The organism is Pseudoxanthomonas sp. GW835-FHT14C01 (assembly GCF_058793715.1).
Genome location: NZ_JBXAGB010000003.1, coordinates 222,724 through 245,701 on the forward strand (window position 1 = coordinate 222,724; position 22,978 = coordinate 245,701).

The window sequence follows — 22,978 nt, forward strand, 5'->3', positions numbered from 1 at the left end:
GGCCCGGTCACTCGCCAAAGCGCGCGTCGTCCATCGCCATCAGCGTATCCGCGCCGGACTCGATGGCCGCGGCGTGGGCCAGCGTGCGCGGCAGGATGCGGGCGAAGTAGAAGCGGGCCGTCTCGCGCTTGGCCTGCTTGAATGCGTCGTTGTGCGCGTAAGCGTCCGCTGCGGCGACGCTGCGCGCCCACCAGTACGCCAGCACCACGTAGCCCGAGTAGAACAGGTAATCGGTGCTGGCCGCGCCGATCTCCTCGGGATTCGCCGCCGCGCGCTGCAGGATGTTCTTCGTCAGCCCGGCCCATTCGGCGGCCTTCTGCTGCAGTGGATCGATGAACTCGGTCAGCGTTGCGTCATCCTTGTGCTGCTGGACGAAGGCATGCACGTCGGCCAAGAACAGCTTCAGGCCGGCGGCCTGCGTGGCTGCGGTCTTGCGTCCCATCAGGTCGAGCGCCTGGATGCCGGTGGTGCCTTCGTACAACGTGGTGATGCGGGCATCGCGCGCCAGCTGTTCCATGCCGTGTTCGTGGATATAACCGTGGCCGCCGAAGCATTGCAGTGCGTGGTAGGTGTTCTCGATGCCCCATTCGGTCTGGCACGCCTTCGAGATCGGCGTGAGGAAGCTCACCAGCGTGTCGGCACGCTCGCGTTCGGCCGGGTCTTCCGCGTGGTTCGCGACGTCGATCAGCGTGCCGGCATGCAGGGCAAGCAGGCGGCTGCCTTCGACCAGCGACTTCACCGTCAGCAGCATGCGGCGAACGTCCGGGTGGACGAGGATCGGGTCGGCGGGCTTGTCGGGGAACTTCGCGCCGCTCAGCGAGCGCGTCTGCAGGCGTTCGCGCGCGTAGCGCAGGGCGTTCTGGTAGGCACGCTCGCTCAGGCCGACGCCTTGCAGGCCGACGCCGAGGCGTGCGGTGTTCATCATGGTGAACATCGCCTGCAGGCCCTTGTGCGGCTGTCCCACCAGATAACCCTGCGCGCCGTCGAAGTTCATCACGCAGGTGACGGAGGCCTTGATGCCCATCTTGTGTTCGATCGAGCCGCACGCCACCGCGTTGCGCTCGCCGACCGTGCCGTCGCGCGCCACCTTGAATTTCGGCGTGACGAACAGCGAGATGCCCTTCGCGCCCGCCGGTGCATCCGGCAGCTTGGCCAGCACCAGATGCACGATGTTGTCGGTCAGGTCGTGCTCGCCGGCGGTGATGAAGATCTTGGTGCCGGTGATGGCGTAGCTGCCATCGGCGTTCGGCTCGGCCTTGGTCTTCAGCAGGCCGAGGTCGGTGCCGCAATGCGGTTCGGTCAGGCACATGGTGCCTGTCCAGCGGCCTTCAACGAGCGGCTTCAGGAAGACCTCCTGCTGCCACGCCTCGCCGTGATGCTTGAGCGCTTCCACCGCGCCGTGCGACAGCAGGGGGAAATTGCCCCAGGCCAGGTTGCTGGCGTTGACGAGTTCGTTGAGCGGCACGCCCATCGTATGCGGCAGGCCCTGGCCGCCGTACTCCGGCGCTGAGGTCAGTCCTGTCCAGCCGCCTTCGACGAACTGCGCATACGCCGCTTTGAAGCCCGGCGGCGTGGTGACCTCACCGGTGGCCTTGTCGAGCTGGCTGCCGATTTCATCGCCCACGCTGTTCAGGGGCGCGAGCACGGTTTCGGTGAAGCGCGCGGCCTCGTCCAGCACGGCGTCGAGGATGTCGCGGGTGGCCTCGCCGTAGCCGAGGCGCTGGAAAAGCGGCTCGACGCCCAGCACGTCGTACAGGGCGAAGCGGAGATCGGTCAGGGGAGCTTTGTAGGACGCGGGCATGCGTGTTCTCGAAAATCGCGGGTGAGGGTAGGGCTGCGCTCAGCGCAGCACGCCGTCCAGGCCGGGGACGGGATTGAGGGTGTTGCGGGTGTCGACATCGAAGTTGCGCTGCTTCGCTTCCTCCGGCGTCGCGGCGGCCGTGCCCTTCAAGGTGTAGGGAAGGGCGCGGCGGCCTGCGAGTGCGTCCGCCACCACGATGCGGCCGACGCTGCTGGGCGAGAAGGCGACCGTCACCACGTCCGCCGATTCCGGGCCAACCGACAGGCCCGGCGCGGCGCGCAGCTTGCCGGCCTCCTGGTCACCGACCTGTACGTCGACCTCGACGGTATCGAAGCGCATCGGGATGCTGCTGTAGTTCTGCAGGCGAAGGTCCACGGCCCACTGGCCGTCGGCCTTCACCGTCAGTTGCTGCACGCTCACTGCAGGATCCGAGACCCGCCGGACCATGCCATCGCCGCAACCGGCCAGCAGGGCCGTTGCGGCCAGCAGGGCCAGCAGGAAAGTACGTCGCATCATGCTGCCGCTCCAGAAGGGAATGCGGCAGGATACTACGGCGTATGGCGGCCGGGATGACAGTCCGGATGCGGATCAGTCGTGCTGCGCTGCGGCAGGGTTCCAGACGAACGTGGCGACGCTGCGCGCCGGCAGGGTGTAGTTGAACGTCCGGTTGTCGTGGCCCACGTTGAACCGGCGCGCATGCTGACCGGAATTGGCGACCAGCAACACCAGCGAGCCGTCGTCAGCATTGCGGAAGGCGACGTTGTCCAGGTCGTCGATGGCCTCGCTGGATGCGATCCGACGGGCGCCCGGGCGCACGAAGCGACTGGCGTGCGCGAGGGCGTAGTACTCGTCGGTGCGCGTGACGGTGCCCGTACGCGAGTCGATGGTCACCACGCCGCGGCAGGTGTCGCAGCCGCCCGCGTGGGGACCGTTGTTCTCGTCCAGCGCCAGGTTCCAGAACAGCGCCCCGCGCGCCCAGTGGCGTGCGCTGCGGATGATGATGTTCTTCATCTGCAAGGGCAGGCCGCCGCCACGTACCGGCTCCCAGTCGCCGCCGGAACATTCGGTCATGTAGGCGTCCTTGTCGGGGAAGGCGTCATGCACCGGCGACTGCGCCGTCACGTCGCCGCCGTAGCAGTGCCACGCCACCGCGTCGACGTACGGGCTGGCTTTCGCGTCGCTCAGCACGCCCAGCGGTTCCTGCGGCTTGTCCCAGTTGTGGTCCCAGTCGAAGATCAGCGGCCCATCGTCGCGCGCGGCGATCATCGGCCCCAGGTGGTCGCCGATCAGCCGTGCGCGCGCCGGCGCGTTGAGCCGCATGCCGGGATAGTCCTTCGGTTCGTAATCCGGTTCGTTCTGCACGGTCAGCGCGAAGATCGGGATGCCCTCCGCGGCATAGGCATCGACGTACCTCAGCAGGTAGCGCGAGAACGCGTCGTAGTACTGCGGCAGCAGCCTGCCCTGGATCAGGCTGTTCGTGTCCTTCATCCAGCCCGGCGCACTCCACGGTGACGCCATGATCTTCAACTGCGGATTGACGGCGAGCATCGCGCGCGCCACCGGGATCACGTCACCGCGGTTCTCGTCGATGCTGAAGTGCCTCAGTTCCGGATCCGGTTTGCCGTCGGGCGTGTCGGCGAGGCTGTAGTGATGGCGGGAGAAGTCCGAGGCGCCGATGGTCAGGCGGGAGAAGCTCAGGCCCAGGCCGTTGCCGTCGCGACCGAACAACTCCTGCAACAGCGCATCGCGGCGCGGTGGATCCAGCTTGTGCTGGATCAGCCAGGCCGATGCGTCGGTCAGCGAGGCGCCGAAGCCGACCATTTCCTGGAACCGTCGGGAATCATCGACGTCGATACGTGATGTGTCCGCGCCGCTGTTTGTCCGGAATCGTGCCGGTGCAGAGGCTGCGAGCGTGATCGTGTGGTCGGCCGTCGTGATCCATACGGCGACGTCCTGCGCGTGCACCAGCGACGGGGACGCGAGTGCCAGCAGGGCGAACGAGCGGCAAGGGCGGAGACGGTTCCATAAGGTCGGGCGCATCTGGGGATTCCTCGCGGACAAGGCATGGAAAGTGTCGCGAATCCCTCCCGGAATCCACGCAAAGCGGGTGCTGCAACGCAGCGAAGTTTTCCGGTCGAACACGCGCGCGGCGAATGGATTCAATGCTGCGCGTGACGGTATGTCGCTGTTGTCGACGATTTGTTGACAGTGCATTGAAGCTTCTATATGACAGCGCTGTCAACCGTGGTCTGAGAGGGGCCAGATGAAGTCGTCGAATCACAACAAGAATCCGTCCGTGCGTCGCGCTTTACGCAAGCAGCATCTTGCCGTCGCGTGCTGCATGGCATTGGCGTTCCCCGTGGTGGCGGGTGCGCAGCAGGCTGCCTCCCCCGCAGACCGCAGCGTCGAGACGCTCGACGCCGTCAAGGTCACCGGCATCCGCGCCGCCATCGCCAACGCGGTGGAGACCAAGAACGAATCCACCTCCATCGTCGAAGCGGTCTCCGCCGAAGACATCGGCAAGCTGCCCGACATCAGCATCGCGGATTCGATTTCGCGCCTGCCGGGCCTGGCGACGCAGCGTGTCGATGGTCGTTCGCAGGTGATCAACATCCGCGGCATGTCCGAGCAGTTCGCCGGCACGCTGCTGAACGGTCGGGAGCAGGTGAGCACGGGCGACAGCCGCGGCGTGGAGTTCGATCAGTACCCGGCCGAGTTGATGAACGCCGTCGTGGTCTACAAGACCCCGGACGCGGGGCTGATCGGACAGGGCCTTTCGGGCACCGTCGATCTGCAGACGGTCCGCCCGCTGAGCGTGGGCGAACGGCGCATCGTGTTCAGCGGGCAGGGCGAATACAACTCGCTCGGTGGCCTGACGTCCGGTGGCGACGACAAGGGTTACCGCGTGGCGGCGTCGTATGTCGATCAGTTCGCCGGCGATACGATCGGCGTGGCGCTTGGCGTGGCGCGCCTGAATTCGCCTTTCCAGGAGCAGCACTACAAGGAATGGTGGTGGGCGAGCGGGGAAACGCTCAATGGTTGGGGTGCCCCGGCGCAGGCTGGCCGGCCCGACGACGCCATCCTGCTGCAGGGGTTCGAGGGGTGGGTGAAGTCGCGCGAATTGACGCGGGATGGCGTAATGGGCGTGCTGGAATTCAAGCCGAACGCCAATTTCCATAGCATCGTCGATGTGTATTACTCGAAGTTCGAGCAGGACGAGCTGATGCGCGGCCTCATGTCGAACAACGATCCCTGGTTCACCAACGACGCAGGCAGTTCGGTGGGCTATTCGAACCTGGGCTACCGCGATTTCCATGGTCAGCGGGTGGCGACCAGCGGCACACTGCTCGGCGTGCAGCCGATCGTGCGCAACGACAACAACACGCGCGAAGACAGGCTGACCTCGGTCGGCTGGAACACCAGCTACAAGCTGGATCCGATGACGTTCACCCTGGATCTGAGCTACTCGAAGGCGGAGCGCGAGCAGTCGGTGCTGGAGACGTACGCCGGCATGACGACGCCGTTCAATCTTGACTTCAGCAACCCGCTGCATCCCAGCTTTGGCCACTACTCGCTGCCGGACATGTCGGACCCGTCGCGAGTGCTGCTGTCGGACCCGCAGAACTACAACCACGACGGCCGCATGGAGAACTCGTGGCAGGAAGACGAGCTGAAGGCCGCTCGCTTCCAGTTCACCCGCGACATCGAGTCCTCCGACTTCCTGCGCAGCTACGATCTCGGTGTCAACTTCAACCGACGTACCAAGCAGAAGCGCGCCGACGTGTACTTCGCGGACCTGCTGAACGGACGGACGCCGGTCGCCGTGGATTCCTCCTTCGTGCAGTCGCCGACATCGCTGGACTTCCTCGGTCTGGGCAACGTGCTGACCTACAACCCGCGCGCGGTCCTGGGCCGCTACTACAACGTCTATCTCAGTGAAGACAACAACGACGTGCTGAAGGACTACACGGTCGACGAGGACGTCACCACCTTCTACGCCAAGGCCAATCTGGACATGGACCTGACCGACCGCGTCCGCCTGCGCGGCAATGTCGGCGTCCAGTACATCCGTACGGATCAGTCGTCGACCGCGTTCAACGCCAACAACGGTGTCATCGCCGGCTCGCAGACCTTGGGCGCCACCTACGGCGACATCTTGCCGAGCCTCAATCTGGCGGCTGATTTCGGGGATGGCTGGATGGTGCGGTTCGCCGCGGCCAAGACCCTGATGCGCCCGCCGATCAACTACCTGACGGCGGCCAGCTCGGCCAGCGTACCGCTGACCGGGCCGGCGCTGTGGAGCGGCAGCGGCGGCAATCCCGCACTCGAACCTTATCGTGCCACTGCGTACGACGTGTCTTTCGAGAAGTACCTGGGCGACACGAGCTACGTCGCGGTCGCCCTGTTCTACAAGAGCCTGGAAAGCTACGTCTACCAGCAGAACTTCCCGCAATGGGACTTCACGGGCTATATGAACGATTCGGGTCGTACGCCCGAGTCGCCGTACGGCAGCTATACGACATGGGCCAACGGGCAGGGCGGCTACATGCGGGGCGCCGAACTGAGCGCGTCGCTGGCGGGCGACCTGTTCTCCGATGCGCTCGACGGGTTCGGCGTGCAGTTCAATGCGTCCTACACCGAATCTTCCATCGATCCCGACGGTCCCGGCGGTTCGGACACCGACACCATCCCGGGGCTTTCCAAGCTCGTCTACAACGCTACCGCTTATTACGAGAAGCACGGATTCGGCGCGCGCCTCAGCCAGCGCTATCGCGATTCCTATCGCGGCGAGTACAGCTCGCTGTTCGGCGCGCGGACCTACCGCTACACGATGAGCGAGCGCCAGCTGGACCTGCAGTTCAGCTACGACTTCCCGGAGTCGAGCGCGCTCGCCGGCCTGTCCCTGCTGCTGCAGGTCAACAACCTCAACGACGAGCCGTTCCGCACGCAGGTCACCTCGGCATCCGCGCCGGCATCGGTGCTGTTCCCCGAGGAATACACCGAATACGGCCGCCAGTACCTGCTCGGCTTCCGCTACAAGCTGTGATCGCACGGCATCATCGATAACCGCAGTACCTGACGGGATGCGGGGCCTGGCCCTGCGTCCCGTCGGACTTTCGTCCAGGCGCGGATCCTGTCGGGGATGCTGTGCGCGCCGCCATCAAGGGAGAAACGAGTGAATCCGATCCGAATGACCCTGCTGGGGGCCGGCCTGCTGGCCTGCCTGTCGTGTACGGCCAAAAAGGAACCCGAACAGAAACCCGCCGAGGCGGCCGCCGCAGATACCGCGGAACTGAAGGACTGGCCGGCGCTGAAGAGCAGCTTCGCCCAGGATCCCGCCATCGAGGCGCGCGTGGCCGAAATCCTGGCCAGCATGACGCTGGAGCAGAAGATCGGCCAGATGGTGCAGCCGGAGATCAAGTCGATCGGTCCGGAGGACGTGCGCAAGTACTACATCGGTTCGGTGCTCAATGGCGGCGGTTCCTGGCCGGCGATGAACAAGCACGCCAGGGTCGAGGACTGGGTCAAGCTGGCCGATGCCTACTACGACGCCTCCTTGTCCACCGATGCCAAGATTCCGGTGCCGGTGATCTGGGGCACGGATGCCGTGCACGGCCACAGCAACGTCTACGGTGCGACCATCTTCCCGCACAACATCGGCCTGGGCGCCGCGCACGACGTGGAACTGATCGAGCGTATCGCCGAGGCGACCGGGCAGTCCACCCGTGCCACGGGCGTCACGTGGACGTTCGCGCCCACCGTCGCCGTCGCACAGGACGCGCGCTGGGGTCGCACCTACGAAAGCTACTCCTCGCAGCCGGCACTGATCCGCGAGTACGCGTCCGCCTACGTCAAGGGCATGCAGGGCCTGCTCGACAAGGACGGCAATGTCGTCGCGACTGCCAAGCACTTCATCGGCGACGGCGCCACCGATGGCGGCAAGGACCAGGGCAATGCCACGGTCACGCAGTCGACGATGATCAACGTCCATGGCCAGGGCTATTATGGCGCCATCGAGGCCGGCGTGCAGACCGTCATGGCGTCCTTCAACAGCTGGAACGACGTCGCCGCCGGCAAGGACTACGGCAAGATGCACGGCGCGCGCGACCTGTTGACGGTCGCGCTGAAGGACACGATGGGCTTCGACGGCTTCGTCGTCTCCGACTGGAACGGCATCGGCCAGGTCACCGGCTGCAGCGACGACAGCTGCCCGCAGGCCATCAATGCCGGCATCGACATGGTGATGGTCCCGGACAAGTGGAAGTCCTTCATCACCAACACCATCGCGCAGGTGAAGTCGGGCGAGATCCCGCAGGCGCGCATCGACGATGCGGTCACCCGCATCCTGCGCGTCAAGCTGCGCGCCCGCCTGTGGGAGCACAAGCCGTCGGCCAGCCAGTTCGCCGGCAAGCCGGCGTCGCTGGTGCACCGTGATCTGGCCCGCCGCGCCGCGCGCGAGTCGCTGGTGTTGCTGAAGAACGATGGCGGCGCGTTGCCGTTGAAGAAAGGCCAGCGCGTGCTGCTGGTCGGCAAGAGCGCCGACAGCATTTCCAACCAGACCGGCGGCTGGTCGCTGACCTGGCAGGGCACCGACAACACCAACGCGGACTTCCCGAACGCCGACAGCATCGCCGCCGGCCTGCGCGAGCAGCTGGGCGAGGCGAACGTGCTGTTGCGCGACAGCGCCGAGGGTGTGGATCCGGCCAGCTACGACGTGATCGTCGCCGCCATCGGCGAAACGCCCTACGCGGAAACGAACGGCGACATCGTGCCGTCCGACACGATGTCGCACAGCCGTCGCCATCCGGAAGACCTGGCCACGCTGAAGGCGGCTGCCGCCACCGGCAAGCCGGTGGTCACCGTGTTCCTGTCCGGTCGCGCGCTGTATGCCAACGACCTGATCAACCTGTCCGACAGCTTCGTCGCCGCCTGGCTGCCGGGCACGGAAGGCAAGGGCGTTACCGACGTACTGGTGGCCGGTGCCGATGGCAAGCCGGCGCACGACTTCCGCGGCAAGCTGACGTTCCCATGGCCCGCCGTGGCCTGCCCGAAGGCCGACAGCACGCCGCAGTTCGCACTGGACACCGGCCTGCGCTACGGCGACAGCGGCACCGTGGGCAAACTGCCGGAGGACAGTGCGGCGAGCTGCGGCGACGCCACGGCGATGGGCGTGTTCAACCAGTCCGACATCGCGCCCTTCACCCTGCAGATGGGGGCAGGCAGCGAAGAGAAGGCCGTGGGCACCGACATGAACGCCACCCAGCGCTGGCCGCAGTCCAAGCCCGCGCTGCAGGTCGCCACCGTGCAGGTCAACACCCAGCAGGACGCCAAGGAAGTGACCTGGCTGGCGCCGGCGCGCTTCTTCGCCCGCAACCCGTCGAAGAACAACCTAACCTCGATGGCGACCGCGCGCGGTGCCGTACAGTTCGACGTGATCGTCAAGCAGGCGCCGACCAAGCCGGTGCAGTTCACCGTCGGCTGCGGCGCGAACTGCGGCGCCAGCCTTGACCTGACTGCCCGCTTCTCCGGCGCCGCCGTCGGCAAGAAGCAGACGATCAAGGTGCCGCTGGCGTGCTTCGGCAAGCTCGGCGCGGATCTGAGCGGGGTGGACATGCCCTTCAGCATCACCGCCGACGCCCCGTTCGCCGCTGCCTTCACCAACATCCAGGTGGTGGCCGGCGCGGCCGACGCCTCCGATGCGGTGACGTGCGCCCAGTAAGGTCGTCCGCGCAGCGCCCCGTGGAATGCCCGCGGGGCGCTGACGCAGTGCAAGTTGCAATCGCGCGGCGGCCCCGTAGGCTGGCCGTTCCGTCCGGATCCCATACCAGCAGGCATACCAATCCATGACCACCCAAACCACCCGATGGTCGCAGTTCGGCGTGCTGATCACCGTCTTCTTCTTCTGGGGTTTCGTTGCCGCCAGCAACGACATCCTGATCCCGGTGTTCAAGAAAGCCTTCAACCTGACGCAGGCGCAGAGCCAGTACGTCGCCGTCGCGTTCTACGTCGCCTACACCGTGGGTTCGCTGATCTACGTGGCGGTTTCCAAGATCATCGGCCTCGATCTGCTCAACAAGATCGGCTACAAGAACGGCATCTGCCTGGGCCTGGTGATCTCCGCGCTCGGCACGCTGCTGTTCTATCCCGCTGCCAATTCCGGCTCGTTCAACCTGATGCTGTCGGGCCTTTTCATCGTCGGTCTGGGCTTCTCGCTGCAGCAGATCGCCGCCAATCCATTGGCCATCGTCATCGGCGATCCCAAGACCGGCGCGCAACGGCTGACGCTGGCCGGCGGCATCAACAACTTCGGCACCACCATCGGCCCGTTGCTGGTCAGCGTGGCGATCTTCGGCAGCGTGCTGTCGGGCGGCACCGAAGCCAGCATCGAAAGCGTCAAGACGCCCTATCTGGTACTGGGCGTGGCCTTCATCCTGGTGGCGATCTTCCTGAAGTTCTCCTCGGTGCCCAACCACATCGATCTGGAGAAACTGTCGGAGTCCGAAGCGCAGGACAGCAGCAAGCTGATCCACAAGAAGTCGGCGCTGGGCTATCCGCAACTGGTGCTGGGCATGATCGCCATCTTCGTCTACGTCGGCGTGGAGGTGTCCACCATCAGCAACCTGCCGGCCTACCTGGAGTCGCCGGAAGGCCTTGGCCTGGATACCTCGCAGATCGCGCCGTTCGTGTCCCTGTACTGGGCCAGCCTGATGATCGGCCGCTGGGGCGGCGCGGCGGGTGCGTTCAACGTCGGCTCCGGCGCCAAACGCTGGCTGACCCTGTTGCTGCCGTACGTGGCGTTCGGCGTGTTCCTCGCCGTCAACGCGATCATGAAGCACGAGGTGTCGCAGTTCTTCGGCTACGCCGCGGTCATCGTGCTGATGATCCTGGCCACGCTGGCCAGCAAGGGCAATCCGGCGCGCATGCTGTTGTACTTCGCCGCGTGCGGCATCGCCGCGCTGCTGATCGGCATGTTCACCACCGGCTGGACCAGCGTGGTGGCCTTCATCAGCGTGGGCCTGTTCTGCAGCACGATGTGGCCGTGCATCTTCGCGCTGGCCATCACGGGCCTGGGCGACAAGACCAACCAGGGCAGTAGCCTGCTGATCATGATGATCATGGGCGGCGGTTTCGTCAGCCTGGCGCAGGGCCTGTTGGCCGACCGGGTCGGTGTGCACTTCAGTTTCATCGTCGGCGTGGCGTGTTTCGCCTACCTGGCGTTCTACGCCATCGCCGCGACGCGGACGCTGCGCAAACAGGGTATCGACCTGGACAAGCTGGCCGCCGGCAGCGGCCACTGAGTGCGATGCGCGCCGGCGATGAGCCGGCGCGCATCCTCCCAAGCCATCGGGCAACTCTCCTGCCCGGTGGCTTTTTTTTTCCAGCGCCTCTTTGCGCGACGCGCGCGAAGGTGCACCATCCGCGCCAAGCCTTACGCAGCGGGCGGCGGCGATGGCGATGGACGGACAGGGCGGAAGGGGGCGTCGCTGGGCAGTGCGTGTGCTGCTCGCGTTGACCATGCTGGGCGTCGGTATCTGGCTGGCTTTCCAGCTCAGTCCCTGGCCTTCCGTCCTGCTGATCCGCTGGGCATTCGACCGCGGCGCCGCCGAGACTTCCCAGGCCCTGCGCAAGCACCTGCCCGCTGGTGTCGGCCTGCTGACGCATGCGGAAGAACTCAATATCGATACGCGCCGCATCGTCCTGGCCGGCGATTCGGCGGGCGCCCAGATCGCCGCCGAAGTCGCCAACCTCACCACGTCACCGGTGCACGCGCAGCGCATGGGGATCGTGCCGGCATTGGCATCCGAGCAACTCGCGGGCATGCTGTTATACTGCGGACCCTACGATGCCGGCCTGGTGCAGTGGGACAGCCCGTTCGCCGGTTTCATGCGCACGGTGCTGTGGTCGTATCTGGGGAAGAAGGATTTCCGCGACGATCCGCGGCTCGATGTCTTTTCCGTGTCACGCCACGTCACGCCGGCATTCCCGCCATCGTTCGTCAGCGCTGGCAATGCCGACCCGCTCGAGCCGCATTCGCGTGCGCTGGTGGCTGCGCTCAACGCGAACCATGTGAAGGTGGAAGGGCTGTTCTTCCCGAAGGACTACACGCCCGCACTACCGCACGAGTACCAGTTCAATCTGGATATCGATGCGGGGCGGCAGGCGTTGCAGCGCAGCGTCGCCTTCCTGACCAGCCTGGAGCGTCCACCTCCGCCCGCGCACCCGTAGATATCGCTCAGCCGGCGAGTGCCAGCTCCGGCGCCGCCGCCGGCGCAGGCTGCTGGCGATCCGCATAGCGGCACAGCAGGCCGGCACGCTGGCGTGCCCACTGCGTCGCCCAGCCTATCGCGCGTTCCTCGCAACGTACCGCCATCTCGAACGGTGCGATGTCGCCCATGTCCACGTTCACGCGCAACACCAGGCCGGCGTTGAGCGGGCGTATTTCGGCGATCACCGTGTCGTCCACGCACAGGTCGTGGCCGGCTTCGGTGCGGAGCCAGGTAAAGCGATCGGGAAGGACATGCGATGACGTCTTCATGACGATGTTCACTCGGCGATTCCGGAGGCGGGGAGGGGTGTGCCGACCTTGGGGCAGGCGGCGTGGAGGCAACGTCAACGCTGGCTAGGGGGGCGGCGAAGGCGATGCATTGTTCAGCGCGCGGTGAACGGCGTCGCGGCGGCGTGACGGATGGGACATGGCCGGTCGCGCGGGCAGCGCAAGACTGGGGCTTCGTCCCCGGAGCTCCGCCATGATCCGCCCGACCGCATGCCTGCTGCTGTGCCTTGCCGCGTCCGTCGTCCACGCTCAGCAGAATGCGCCGACACGCGAGCACTTCGCCACGCCCGGCCTCGAGGCCGCCTACCACGACTGGCACTACACACCGGTGGTGAAGGTGGGCGACATGGTCATCGTGTCCGGCATCCCGGCAGGCGGTCCCGGCTCCTATGAAGAACAGGTGCGGCGCATGTTCGTCGCGCTGGGCAAGCAACTGGCGCAGGCGGGAGCGACCTACGCCGATGTGGTGGAACTGACCACCTTCCATACCGGCCCTACCGATGCGCAGAGCTTCCAGGCCGAGTTCGCCCGCTTCGCGCCGATCCACCACGAATTCTTCCCCGCCCACTACCCGGCATGGAGTGCGGTCGGCACCAGCGCGCTGCTCGCGCCGGGGGCGGTGGTGGAGATGCGCGCGGTCGCCATGATCGGATCGGGGCGCGCGCCGAAGGCGGACATTCCGTTGCCCACGCCACGGCCGGCCACGCCCTGAGTGCAGCGGACGGCTATCGCTTCGCCAGCATCGTCTCGATCAGGTCCAGGATCTCCGCCAAGCGGATGCCGTACGAACCTGCCTCGCCGGCGTCGAACGCCTGTCTCCACAGATGGTAGCCCTCCAGATACGCCGGATCGGGCGCGCCCTCGCCGACGAGTTCGGCGCCGCTGCGCTCCAGCACCTGCCCGATGATCGGCAGGTGGGCGAAGGTCGTGATGAAGCCTTCGCGCAGGCCCGGATGGCGGATCCGCGCGTTGGTCACGCTGACGTGCAGGATCTCGCCGCCCTTGGGGTGGTGGTCGATGCGGTTGATGGTCAGCACCGGTGTCTCGCCAGCGTTGCGTCCGAGGCAGCGCCAATGTTGGCCGACGGCGTAGGAAGGAGAAGCGTGCGTCATGGTCATGATGCGCGGAAGGGGCTTGCAGCATAGGCAGGCACGGGGATGTTGTCCGCGTTGCAGGGCCGACGCGATTCGATCCGCCGGATGCGGCAAAGTGCGGCAATGCGGGGAGCCGGACGCGTGATCCCCTTGCCGTAGCGTGGCGTCGCGCGTTCCGCTGTCCGGATCGCCTCGCACGTGGCGATACACCTAGCGACGCCTTGGCTGAGCACGCGATGTGCCCGCCCGCAGCGCCTGCAAGTCCACACGAGTTGCCATCATGCTTCTAGATTCGAATTCCCGATCCATCCTCGGGTGGTGCGTCGTTGCCGTCGTGTTGCTGCTTGCCTGGCTCCATGGCAACGGCAAGGGCCTGGATCGCGGCCTGTCGCGCTGCGCGCCGCAGGCCCTGCCGGCGGAGGACGATCGCGACTGCTCGACCTGCCATCAGGAGAGGGCATCGCACACTGCGGGCAAGCCGATCGATGACGCGCCCCCCGCATCGGCGCGCATCGTCACCACCATCCCGCGCGCTTAGTCCTGCGGACAGTGGCCGGCGGCTTGCCCCGCCCTCGCGGTATCGAGGGCGGTATTGGCGGCGGCGAATTCCATTGCCTTGTCCGCCAGCTTCTGCTGGTTCTTCTCGGTGGGCGATTCCACGGTGCGCTGGCGGATCTCCTCGTAGTCCTTGTCGACTCTCTCGGCCGCCCGCTGTTTGGCGGCCACGCTCGCGCATGCCGGCGCGCCTTCGCCGCGCGCAAGGCTTCCGCTGCCGCAGGCAGTCAGCATCAGGACGGAAAGCAGGATGAACGGTCGCATGGGAAGTCCTCGGAGACGCTGCAGACCAGCGTAGCCGCGCTGCGTGGACGAGGGCGTGAAACGGCAGCGCGCCGGGCGTGGTGTCGAGGCGCCGTTCGGTATCGCGGGGGTACCCCGATGCACGATCGTCGATACCGTCGACGCGTGCGCAAATCCGGTCTGACGACTGTCAGAAGCGCGCCCCGGGCGCCAGGTAGCGCCACTGCCCAACCGGTACCTTCGACAATGCGACGCGGCCGATCCGCAGGCGACGGATGGACACCACGTCGAGCCCTCCTGCCCGGCAACGGTGGCGCAGTTCGCCCGGTTGCACGTTCTTGATCGCGAAGCGCAGGCGCACCTCGTTCTGCCAGCTGACCTTGCACGGCGACCATGCACGACCGTCGTAGCCCGATGCGTGGCCGATGCGGCTGAGCGTGTAGGGGCCTGTTTCACCGCGGATCTCCACCACGAATTCCTGCTCGATCTGCGCGTAGTCCTCGGTCAGCTTGCGCGATACCCGTCCATCCTGGCTGAGCACGATCAGGCCGCTGGCCTCAGGATCCAGCGGCATCAGCGGGGTCAGGCGATGCAGGTGGCGCTTCAGCGGGCGGATCCCGCTGTCGTCGTCCATCATGCGCGTGGCCGGCACGGCCAGCGTGGCCGCCTCCTGCCAGGCGACGCCGCTAGGCTTGTGCAGCAGCAGGGTGGCGGGCTCGCCGACGGCGAGTTCGGCGCGGGGGTCGATCTCCACGCGCTCGTCGGTGACCAGGTGCTGGGGAGCTTCCACCGTTTCGCCATTCACGGTGACCCAGCCGCCTTCGATGTACTGCTCGGCTTCCGAGCGCGAGCAGCCGGTCAGTTCGGTAACGCGCCTGGCGAGACGGATGGGGTCGGGCATGGGAGACACCGGTTTTCCTGGCGGACACGAAAAAGGCCTGCATCGCTGCAGGCCTCTCGAATGCAATATGGTGGCCCGGGGCGGATTCGAACCACCGACACGCGGATTTTCAATCCGCTGCTCTACCAACTGAGCTACCAGGCCAGGAACTTCCGCGACACGGCCGAGCCGGTGCGAAGGCGACGAATGATACGGATCGGGGCCAGGGATGGCAAGCCGGCCCTGCGCTGAATGCCCATCCTGGCCCTTGGCACCCACTGCGACAGGGCGGCGCATCATGTCCCGCATGGAGAGAGTCCCCGACCGCTTCCACAGGAGCCTCACATGAAACGCGTCCTTTCCCTCGCCCTGCTGTCAGCCGCCGTCCTGTCCGGTTGCGCCACCGACGGCAAACAGACCGATGGCGAGAAGCTGGCCTTCTACCGTGGCCACGCCGGCGAACCCGTCAAGGATTTCCAGTACTTCGGCCGCCTCAACGGCTGGACGCCGCTCGGTGACGATGCCCTGGCCGTCTGGACCAAGCCCAGCGAAGGCTACCTGCTTGAACTGAGCGGTCCCTGCCAGGACCTCGACTACGCCATGGCCGTCAGCATCACCCAGTTCGGCAGCCGCGTGTCGCGCTTCGACGAGGTGGTGCCGTTGGGGGCCGGTACGTCCAGCATCAAGATTCCCTGCCGCATCCAGACTATCCGTCCGCTCGACGTGAAGGCCCTGCGCGCCAGTCAGAAGGAACTGCGCGAAGCGGCGGTGGTGGAACGCAAGACGCAGAGCTGAGGGCGACGCCGGATTCGATTATGGCGTGGGCACGTAACCGGCTGGCTTGTCCGCACCGCCGCCGAACAGGAACTTCTCCAGTTCCGTCTCCAGCAAGGCGCGGTGCTTGGGATCGCGCGGCGACAGCCGGTTCTCGTTGATCAGCATGGTCTGGTGCGCGAGCCAGGCGGCCCATGCCGGCTTGCCGATGTTGGCGTAGATGCGCTTGCCCAGCTCGCCGGGGTAGGGGACGAAATCCAGTCCCTCCGTGTCGCGTTGTTCGTACTGGCAGAAGACGGTGCGCGACATCGGTCAGTTCCCTAGCAGTTTGCGGATCGGTGCCGGCAGGCCCAGCGCGGCGAGGTCGCCGCGCGCCACCCAGCGCAGCGCTTGCCCCGTCCCGGATGCGGGGTCGTCATTGTCGCGCACCGCGTCGCGCAGGGCGACCTTGCGCAGGCGCAGCGGCTGCAGGTGCAGGCGGTAGTGGCTGAAGGTGTGCACGACGAGCGGTAGTTCTTCGGCGTTGTCGTAGGCGCCCTTCATCTCGCGCGCGAACCAGTCGCGCATGTCCGCGTCGGTGTCGGCCTGCGGCAGCGTCCACAGCGACGCCCAGATACCGGTCTCCGGTCGTCGCTGCAGCAGGATCTCGCCGTCGGCGTTCTCCAGCCACAGCGCCACGGCCTCGCGTTCGGGCAGCACCTTCGACGGCTTGGAGGTGGGTAGCGCGCCGGTCAGGCCGTCGCGTCGCGCCACGCAATCGTCCTGCACGGGACAGACCACGCAGGCGGGTTTTGCGCGCGTGCACAGCGTGGCGCCGAAATCCATCTGCGCCTGCGTGTAGTCGGCGAGCCGGCCATCCGGCACGTCGCGCAGGTGCTGTTCCGCCAGCGCCCACAGCTGCCTTTCCACCGCCGGCAGACCAGGCCATCCGGCGATGCCGTGGAAGCGTGTCAGCACGCGTTTGACGTTGCCGTCGAGGATGGGGAAACGGTCGTTCCACGCCTGCGACAGGATCGCACCGGCCGTGCTGCGGCCGATGCCGGGCAGCGCGTGCAAGGCATCGAAGTCGCGCGGCAGGTCGCCATGGTGGTCCGCCATGCAGGCTTTCGCGGCGGCATGCAGGTTGCGGGCACGGGCGTAGTAGCCCAGGCCCGCCCAGTGCGCCATCACGTGGTCGGTGGTCGCGGCGGCGAGGTCGCGCAGGGTGGGGAAGCGCTCGACGAAGCGCAGGAAATACGGAACGACCGTGGCGACCTGCGTCTGCTGCAGCATGATTTCCGACAGCCAGACGCGGTACGGCGTGCGCGGGTGCTGCCACGGCAGGTCGTGGCGGCCGTGCCGGTCGAACCAGGTCAGCAGGCGCTGCGCGAAGGTGGCACCGCTCACGCGATGCACCCTGTGGGAGCGACGTCAGTCGCGATCGACCACCGCGACGGCGTCATCGCGACTGACGTCGCTCCCACCACCGCCGAGGACCCGATGTCAGCCGCCACCCAGCGCTTCCGGCAGCAGGGCATCGACGAAGGATTCCGCATCGAACACACGCAGGTCTTCCACGCGTTCGCCGATGCCGGCGTAGCGGATCGGGATGCCGAACTCGCGCGCCAGCGCGAACACCACGCCGCCCTTCGCCGTGCCGTCCAGCTTGGTGACCACCAGGCCGGTGACGCCGACTGCGGCATGGAACTGGCGCAGCTGCGAGAGTGCGTTCTGGCCGGTGGTGCCGTCGATGACCATCAGGACTTCGTGCGGCGCCTCCGCGTCGATCTTGCCGAGCACGCGACGGATCTTGCCCAGTTCGTTCATCAGACCGGTCTGCGTGTGCAGGCGACCGGCGGTGTCGGCGATCAGTACGTCGAAGTGGCGCGACTTCGCCGACTGCAGTGCGTCGAACGCAACCGAGGCCGCATCCGCATCCTGTCCCTGCGCGACCACGGGCACGCCGTTGCGCTCGCCCCAGGTCTGCAGCTGCGCGACGGCGGCGGCCCGGAACGTGTCGCCGGCGGCCAGCATCAGGCTGTGGCCGTCCTGCTTGAAGCGGCGCGCCAGCTTGCCGATGGTGGTGGTCTTGCCGACGCCGTTGACGCCGACGGTCAGCACCACGAACGGCTTGCGGCCGGCATCGATCACCAGCGGCTTCGCCACCGGCGTGATCAGCGCGATCAGGTCCGCGCGCAGCGCCTTCAGCAGCGCCTGCGCATCGGCGAACTCGCGCTCCTTCATCCGCTTGCGCAGGTCGTCGATGATCGCAGTGGTCGCCGGTACGCCAACGTCGGCGGTCAGCAGCGCGGTCTCGATCTCGTCCAGCAGGTCGTCGTCCAGGCGCGGATTGCGCGTGAACAGGCCGGCCAGGCCGAGCGCGGCGCTGGTGCGGCGCAGGCGGTCACGCCAGCCCGATTTTCCGGCCGGCGCGGCGGGGGCCGCATCCGCGTCCGCGTCGTGTCCCCTGTCCACCGCTTGCGGGGGCGAGGGCTGGGGTGAGGGGATCACTGCGGCGTCGATCTGCGGGACAGCAGCACTTTCCCCTTCATTCGTCTGCGGTACCTGCTCGGCCGCGGGCGGGGGGAGAAGGGGGGCGCCGTCTGCGGGCAACGGTTCGCTGGGCGCGCGCGGGAAGGCGGCGGCGAGCTCCTCGGTGCTGGGGCGGGTCTGGACGGCGTCCGCACCGTCCTGGGGCTTCTTGCGACGGAAAAAACCGATCATTGCAGGGGGTATCTCGAAGAGGGCGACATGCTACCACCCGGCTGTCGGACCCCCGGGCACAGGACTCAAGTGGGGTCGGCGGCGGCCGATATCGAGGGCGGAGAACCCGGAGTACCCGCATGAACGCCATCACCGGCATCGCCACCTCGGGCCTGCGCGCCGCCTCGACCGGCCTGCAGGCCGCGGCGCACAACCTCGCCACCCTGGCCACGCCCGCGGCCACGCGGCAGACGGTCGCGCTGTCGGCCGAGACCGCTGGCGTGTCCGCGCGTGTGGCCGAAGCGCCTGCCGATCCGGCGGCGCCGCTCGAGGACGTCGCCGTGATGCTGACCTACAAGGCGATGGCCGGCGCCAACCTGTTCGTACTGAAGGTGGCCGACCAGACGCTGGGCGGCCTGCTGGATATCCGGGCCTGAAGTCCCTTCTCCCCGTTGCACGGGGAGAGGGGAGCAGTGGGAGGGTTTCGATTAGGCCGACAGCTCCAGCAACAGCGCATTGAGCCGCTTCACGTAGCCGGCCGGATCCTTGAGGCTTTCGCCGGCGGCCAGAGCGGCCTGGTCGAACAGGACGCGGGTCAGGTTGTTGAACCGGTTCGCATCGCTCTCGGCATCCAGCTTCGCGATCAGCGGATGATCGGGATTGAACTCGAACACCGGCTTGCTTTCCGGCACCTGCTGGCCGCTGGCTTCCAGCAGCTGGCGCATCTGCAGGCCCAGGTCGCCCTGGCCGATGGCGAGGATGGCGGGCGAGTCGGTCAGGCGGTGCGAGACGCGCACGTCGGCCACGTCCAGGCCCAGCACGGTCTTGATGCGGCCGGTGAGCGCTTCCTTCGCCTTGGCGCTTTCTTCCTGTGCCTTCCTGTCGTCCTCGCTCTCCAGCGCGCCGAGGTCCAGGTCGCCGCGGGCGACGTCGACGAAGGACTTGCCATCGAACTCGGTCAGGTAGCCCATCAGCCACTCATCGATGCGGTCGGTGAGCAGCAGCACCTCGATGCCTTTCTTGCGGAAGATCTCCAGGTGCGGGCTGTCCTTGATCTGCGCGTGCGATTCGCCGGTCAGGTAGTACAGCTTGTCCTGGCCTTCCTGCAGGCGGTCGACGTAATCGGCCAGCGAGACGCTGGGCGCGCCGGAAGCGTCGTGCGTGGAAGCGAAACGCAGCAGGCCGGCGACCTTCTCGCGGTTGGCGTAGTCCTCGGCGGGACCTTCCTTCAGCACCTGGCCGAAGTTCGTCCAGAACGCTTTGTAGTCCTCGGGCTTGTCCTTGGCCAGCTTCTCCAGCATGTCGAGCGCGCGCTTGGTCAGCGCCGAACGCATCGAGTCGACCACCGGGCCGGACTGCAGGATCTCGCGCGAGACGTTGAGCGAGAGGTCGGACGAATCCACCACGCCGCGCAGGAAACGCAGGTACAGCGGCAGGAACTGTTCGGCCTGGTCCATGATGAAGACGCGCTGGACGTACAGCTTCAGTCCCTTGGCGCCGTCGCGGTGGTAGAGGTCGAACGGGGCGCGGCCGGGCACGTACAGCAGCGAGGTGTATTCCAGCTTGCCTTCGACCTTGTTGTGGCTCCACGCCACCGGGTCGGTGAAGTCGTGCGCGATGTGCTTGTAGAACTCGGTGTATTCCTCGTCCTTGATCTCGGACTTGGCGCGCGTCCACAGCGCGCTGGCCTTGTTGACCGCTTCCCACTCGACCGTCGCCGGTGCGTCTCCGCCGTGCTGTTCCTTCGGCATCTCGATCGGCAGGCCGACGTGGTCGGAGTATTTCTTGATGATGCCGCGCAGCTTCCAGCCGTCGGCGAAACCTTCCTCGCCGTCCTTCAGGTGCAGGACGATGCGCGTGCCGCGCTCGGGCTTGTCGACGGTGGCGACCTCGAAATCGCCTTCGCCGGCGCTGGACCAGTGCACGCCTTCGCTGGCGGGCAGGCCGGCGCGACGGCTGAACACGTCCACGCGGTCGGCCACGATGAAGGCGCTGTAGAAGCCCACGCCGAACTGGCCGATCAGGTTGGCGTCCTTCTTCTGGTCGCCGGACATCGCACGCAGGAACTCGCCGGTGCCGGACTTGGCGATCGTGCCGAGGTGGGCGATGGCCTCGTCGCGGCTCATGCCGATGCCGTTGTCGTCGATGGTCACGGTGCGCGCGTCGGCATCGAAGCCGATGCGGATGCGCAGGGTGGGGTCTTCCTCCAGCAGGCCGGGCGCCTTCAGCGCCTCGAAGCGCAGCTTGTCGGCGGCATCGGCGGCATTGGAGACCAGCTCGCGCAGGAAGATCTCCTTGTTCGAATACAGCGAGTGGATCATCAGCTGCAGCAGCTGCTTCACTTCGGCCTGGAAGCCCAGCGTTTCTTTGCGGGTCTCAACGGTCATTGCGGTCGTGCTCCATGGAATCGGGTACAGGCCGCCCGGCGCGGCCGATGGGTCCGGTGTATGGGTCCGACCTCGCTTTCTCAACCGTGGTGGTTTGCGGAAGGGGCTTCAGCCCCCGGCTACGAGCTATCGGATGCCACGTCGCCCGCTCGCCGCGCGGACCCTGCCAGCGAGGGTGGCTGCGCCGCTGCGGTCGGGGCTGAAGTCTCTCCCGCGGGGGCGGCTATCATGCGGGTCCTTCCGTCGCAGCCCTGCCGATGTCCCGCAGCTCTCGTCGCTCTCCTCCCGTTCCCGCATCCGCTCCGCGCGCAGCCGGCCAGGTGCGCATCATCGGCGGACGCTGGCGCGGCACGAAGCTGGCGGTGCCCGACCGCCCGGGCCTGCGGCCCAGCAGCGACCGGGTGCGCGAAACCCTGTTCAACTGGCTGACGCCGGCCCTGCCGGGCGCGCGCGTGCTGGACCTGTTCGCCGGCACCGGCGTATTGGGCCTGGAGGCGCTGTCGCGCGGGGCCGCGCAGGCGGTGCTGGTGGAGCGCGATCCCGGCCTGGCCGCAGCGCTGCGCGAGGCGGTCGCCCGGCTGTCCGCCCCTGCCGAGGTGCACGCCGCGGACGCGCTGGCGTGGCTGGGCAGCCACGGCAGGACCTTCGACCTGGTGTTCCTGGACCCGCCGTTCGCCGACGGCCTGTGGGCACGCGCGCTGGACGGGCTGGTGCCGCGGCTGGCGCCGGGGGCCTGGATCTACGTGGAGTCGCCGGCCGACGTCCAGCCGGTCGTTCCGCCCGCCTGGGCGCTGCATCGCGAGGGTCGGACACGCGAGGTCCGCTATGCGCTGTATCGCGCCCCGGGCCATCACGCCACTGTTACACTTCGGCCCGACGATCCGCCGGCGACGACTGAATGACTGTGGCGCGCACCCGGACGGCCGTGTATCCCGGCACGTTCGACCCCATCACCAATGGCCATATCGACCTGATCGACCGCGCCGCGCCGCTGTTCGAGCGCGTGATCATCGGCGTGGCCGAGAGCCCGGGCAAGGGACCGGCCCTGCCGCTGGTCCAGCGCGTCGAGCTGGCCCGCGACGCCGTGGCGAAACACCCGCACGTGGAAGTGAGGGGCTTCGACGGCCTGCTGGCGCATTTCGTCAAGGAGGTCGGTGGCGGCGTGCTACTGCGCGGCCTGCGCGCGGTGTCCGACTTCGAATACGAGTTCCAGCTGGCCAGCATGAACCGCCACCTGATCCCGGAGGTCGAAACGCTGTTCCTGACCCCGGCCGAGCAGTACGGCTTCATTTCCTCGTCGCTGGTGCGCGAGATCGCGCGGCTGGGCGGCGATGTCTCCGGCTTTGTCCCGCCGGCCGTGACCGCGGCGCTGAAGGCGCAGTGGCAGAACAACAAGCAGGGCGCCTGAGCGCCACGATTCCTACAACCGTTTTACCAAGAGGGGGAATACCCATGAAGAAGTTCGCAAGCCGCATCATGCTCACCGCTTGCCTCGTGCTGCCGTTCGCGGCGTGCAAGAAGCAGGAAGAAGCCCCGGCCGAGCCGGCCGACGTCGCCCTGGTCGCGCCGACCACGACCGAAGACGGCCCGTGGAAGGAGTACCTGAGCAAGGTGGTCGACGCCAACATGGGCACGATCACCAATACGCCGTACGTGTACTACCTGCCCGCCGAGACCGATCCGGAGTTCGAAGCCAAGTACGGGCGCCAGCTGGACCAGGCCAAGGGCGCGGTCGCCCGTGGCGTGAGCAGCGGTAACCTGATCGCGTTCGGCTCGCCGAACAGCGCCAAGATCGCCGACCTGGCCGTGGCCGCGTTCGAAGGCGTCGAGACCGACGCGTTCAAGGGCGTGCGCGTGCTGTTCATCGGCAAGGCCGAGGACAGCGAGCGGGTGAAGGCCGCCGTGGCCCCGAGCACCGCCGAGTACGTGTTCGTCGAAGCCAAGTGACCTGTCCGCGCGGGGGGGGGGGGGGGGGGGGGGGGGGGGGGGGGGGGGGGGGGGGGGGTG

At 67.1% G+C, this 22,978-nt stretch carries 22 protein-coding genes and 1 tRNA gene; 11 read left to right on the forward strand and 12 right to left on the reverse strand.

What is annotated here, in order from left to right:
• Positions 1 to 7: 7 nt before the first annotated feature.
• The 3 genes from AC1Q5B_RS14390 to AC1Q5B_RS14400 form a co-directional block, all read right to left on the reverse strand.
• A complete protein-coding gene (locus tag AC1Q5B_RS14390) occupies positions 8 to 1,801 on the reverse strand; it encodes an acyl-CoA dehydrogenase C-terminal domain-containing protein (protein ID WP_492632281.1) in 1,794 nt (597 codons plus the stop codon).
• Positions 1,802 to 1,840: 39 nt separating this feature from the next.
• Entirely contained in the window at positions 1,841 to 2,314 is a 474-nt protein-coding gene (locus tag AC1Q5B_RS14395) for an LEA/WHy family protein (RefSeq protein WP_492632803.1), read from the reverse strand.
• 75 nt (positions 2,315 to 2,389) lie between these two features.
• Positions 2,390 to 3,841, reverse strand: coding sequence for a glycoside hydrolase family 30 protein (locus AC1Q5B_RS14400; protein ID WP_492632282.1), 1,452 nt, complete (start codon positions 3,839 to 3,841; stop codon positions 2,390 to 2,392).
• A gap of 301 nt (positions 3,842 to 4,142) precedes the next feature.
• On the opposite strand from AC1Q5B_RS14400, the gene AC1Q5B_RS14405 reads away from it, so the two are divergent.
• From AC1Q5B_RS14405 to AC1Q5B_RS14420, 4 genes are all read left to right on the forward strand, one after another.
• Positions 4,143 to 6,848, forward strand: a complete 2,706-nt coding sequence (locus tag AC1Q5B_RS14405) for a TonB-dependent receptor (RefSeq protein ID WP_492632283.1) — start codon at positions 4,143 to 4,145, stop codon at positions 6,846 to 6,848.
• 129 nt (positions 6,849 to 6,977) lie between these two features.
• Positions 6,978 to 9,521 carry a glycoside hydrolase family 3 protein gene (locus tag AC1Q5B_RS14410; RefSeq protein ID WP_492632284.1) on the forward strand — a complete coding sequence of 848 codons (2,544 nt, stop codon included), beginning with the start codon at positions 6,978 to 6,980 and terminating at the stop codon, positions 9,519 to 9,521.
• 124 nt (positions 9,522 to 9,645) lie between these two features.
• Positions 9,646 to 11,100, forward strand: coding sequence for an MFS transporter (locus tag AC1Q5B_RS14415; RefSeq protein WP_492632285.1), 1,455 nt, complete (start codon positions 9,646 to 9,648; stop codon positions 11,098 to 11,100).
• Between the two features lie 151 nt (positions 11,101 to 11,251).
• Complete coding sequence (locus AC1Q5B_RS14420) at positions 11,252 to 12,028, forward strand: alpha/beta hydrolase (RefSeq protein ID WP_492632286.1); 777 nt, start codon at positions 11,252 to 11,254, stop codon at positions 12,026 to 12,028.
• Between the two features lie 7 nt (positions 12,029 to 12,035).
• Here AC1Q5B_RS14420 and AC1Q5B_RS14425 read toward each other — a convergent pair whose 3' ends face one another.
• Positions 12,036 to 12,338 carry a hypothetical protein gene (locus tag AC1Q5B_RS14425; RefSeq protein ID WP_492632287.1) on the reverse strand — a complete coding sequence of 101 codons (303 nt, stop codon included), beginning with the start codon at positions 12,336 to 12,338 and terminating at the stop codon, positions 12,036 to 12,038.
• A 211-nt stretch (positions 12,339 to 12,549) separates the two neighbouring features.
• Here AC1Q5B_RS14425 and AC1Q5B_RS14430 point away from each other — a divergent pair, with 211 nt between their 5' ends.
• Complete coding sequence (locus tag AC1Q5B_RS14430) at positions 12,550 to 13,068, forward strand: Rid family hydrolase (RefSeq protein ID WP_492632288.1); 519 nt, start codon at positions 12,550 to 12,552, stop codon at positions 13,066 to 13,068.
• 13 nt (positions 13,069 to 13,081) lie between these two features.
• Here AC1Q5B_RS14430 and AC1Q5B_RS14435 read toward each other — a convergent pair whose 3' ends face one another.
• Positions 13,082 to 13,474, reverse strand: a complete 393-nt coding sequence (locus tag AC1Q5B_RS14435) for a hypothetical protein (protein ID WP_492632289.1) — start codon at positions 13,472 to 13,474, stop codon at positions 13,082 to 13,084.
• Between the two features lie 256 nt (positions 13,475 to 13,730).
• Between AC1Q5B_RS14435 and AC1Q5B_RS14440 the strand changes: the two genes are divergently transcribed.
• A complete protein-coding gene (locus AC1Q5B_RS14440; RefSeq protein ID WP_492632290.1) occupies positions 13,731 to 13,988 on the forward strand; it encodes a hypothetical protein in 258 nt (85 codons plus the stop codon).
• On the opposite strand, the gene AC1Q5B_RS14445 is transcribed toward AC1Q5B_RS14440, so the two are convergent.
• The 3 genes from AC1Q5B_RS14445 to AC1Q5B_RS14455 form a co-directional block, all read right to left on the reverse strand.
• Positions 13,985 to 14,269 carry a hypothetical protein gene (locus AC1Q5B_RS14445; protein WP_492632291.1) on the reverse strand — a complete coding sequence of 95 codons (285 nt, stop codon included), beginning with the start codon at positions 14,267 to 14,269 and terminating at the stop codon, positions 13,985 to 13,987. The two genes, AC1Q5B_RS14440 and AC1Q5B_RS14445, sit on opposite strands and share 4 nt — an antisense overlap.
• Positions 14,270 to 14,438: 169 nt before the next feature.
• Entirely contained in the window at positions 14,439 to 15,149 is a 711-nt protein-coding gene (locus tag AC1Q5B_RS14450) for an rRNA pseudouridine synthase (protein WP_492632292.1), read from the reverse strand.
• A gap of 68 nt (positions 15,150 to 15,217) precedes the next feature.
• A tRNA-Phe gene (locus tag AC1Q5B_RS14455) sits at positions 15,218 to 15,293 on the reverse strand.
• Positions 15,294 to 15,473: 180 nt separating this feature from the next.
• Here AC1Q5B_RS14455 and AC1Q5B_RS14460 point away from each other — a divergent pair.
• Positions 15,474 to 15,923 carry a DUF6491 family protein gene (locus AC1Q5B_RS14460; protein ID WP_492632293.1) on the forward strand — a complete coding sequence of 150 codons (450 nt, stop codon included), beginning with the start codon at positions 15,474 to 15,476 and terminating at the stop codon, positions 15,921 to 15,923.
• A gap of 18 nt (positions 15,924 to 15,941) precedes the next feature.
• On the opposite strand, the gene AC1Q5B_RS14465 is transcribed toward AC1Q5B_RS14460, so the two are convergent.
• From AC1Q5B_RS14465 to ftsY, 3 genes are all read right to left on the reverse strand, one after another.
• A complete protein-coding gene (locus AC1Q5B_RS14465; protein WP_492632294.1) occupies positions 15,942 to 16,211 on the reverse strand; it encodes an oxidative damage protection protein in 270 nt (89 codons plus the stop codon).
• 3 nt (positions 16,212 to 16,214) lie between these two features.
• Positions 16,215 to 17,288: an A/G-specific adenine glycosylase gene (gene mutY / locus AC1Q5B_RS14470; protein WP_492632295.1), complete on the reverse strand. Its 1,074-nt coding sequence runs from the start codon at positions 17,286 to 17,288 to the stop codon at positions 16,215 to 16,217.
• A gap of 96 nt (positions 17,289 to 17,384) precedes the next feature.
• The gene (gene ftsY / locus AC1Q5B_RS14475; protein ID WP_492632296.1) at positions 17,385 to 18,605 is read right to left on the reverse strand and encodes a signal recognition particle-docking protein FtsY; all 1,221 of its coding nucleotides are present in this window, start codon (positions 18,603 to 18,605) and stop codon (positions 17,385 to 17,387) included.
• 119 nt (positions 18,606 to 18,724) lie between these two features.
• On the opposite strand from ftsY, the gene AC1Q5B_RS14480 reads away from it, so the two are divergent.
• On the forward strand, positions 18,725 to 19,021 hold the full coding sequence (locus AC1Q5B_RS14480) for a hypothetical protein (protein ID WP_492632297.1): 297 nt from the start codon (positions 18,725 to 18,727) through the stop codon (positions 19,019 to 19,021).
• A 51-nt stretch (positions 19,022 to 19,072) separates the two neighbouring features.
• Here the strand turns inward: AC1Q5B_RS14480 and htpG are convergent, their stop codons facing one another.
• Positions 19,073 to 20,971, reverse strand: coding sequence for a molecular chaperone HtpG (htpG, locus tag AC1Q5B_RS14485; protein WP_492632298.1), 1,899 nt, complete (start codon positions 20,969 to 20,971; stop codon positions 19,073 to 19,075).
• A gap of 257 nt (positions 20,972 to 21,228) precedes the next feature.
• On the opposite strand from htpG, the gene rsmD reads away from it, so the two are divergent.
• The 3 genes from rsmD to AC1Q5B_RS14500 are packed head-to-tail and all read left to right on the forward strand — an operon-like array spanning position 21,229 to position 22,918.
• Positions 21,229 to 21,873, forward strand: a complete 645-nt coding sequence (rsmD, locus tag AC1Q5B_RS14490) for a 16S rRNA (guanine(966)-N(2))-methyltransferase RsmD (RefSeq protein ID WP_492632299.1) — start codon at positions 21,229 to 21,231, stop codon at positions 21,871 to 21,873.
• The gene (gene coaD / locus AC1Q5B_RS14495) at positions 21,870 to 22,379 is read left to right on the forward strand and encodes a pantetheine-phosphate adenylyltransferase (RefSeq protein WP_492632300.1); all 510 of its coding nucleotides are present in this window, start codon (positions 21,870 to 21,872) and stop codon (positions 22,377 to 22,379) included. Before rsmD ends, coaD begins: the two co-directional genes overlap by 4 nt.
• A gap of 44 nt (positions 22,380 to 22,423) precedes the next feature.
• Positions 22,424 to 22,918, forward strand: a complete 495-nt coding sequence (locus AC1Q5B_RS14500) for a hypothetical protein (protein ID WP_492632301.1) — start codon at positions 22,424 to 22,426, stop codon at positions 22,916 to 22,918.
• Positions 22,919 to 22,978 lie beyond the last annotated feature (60 nt).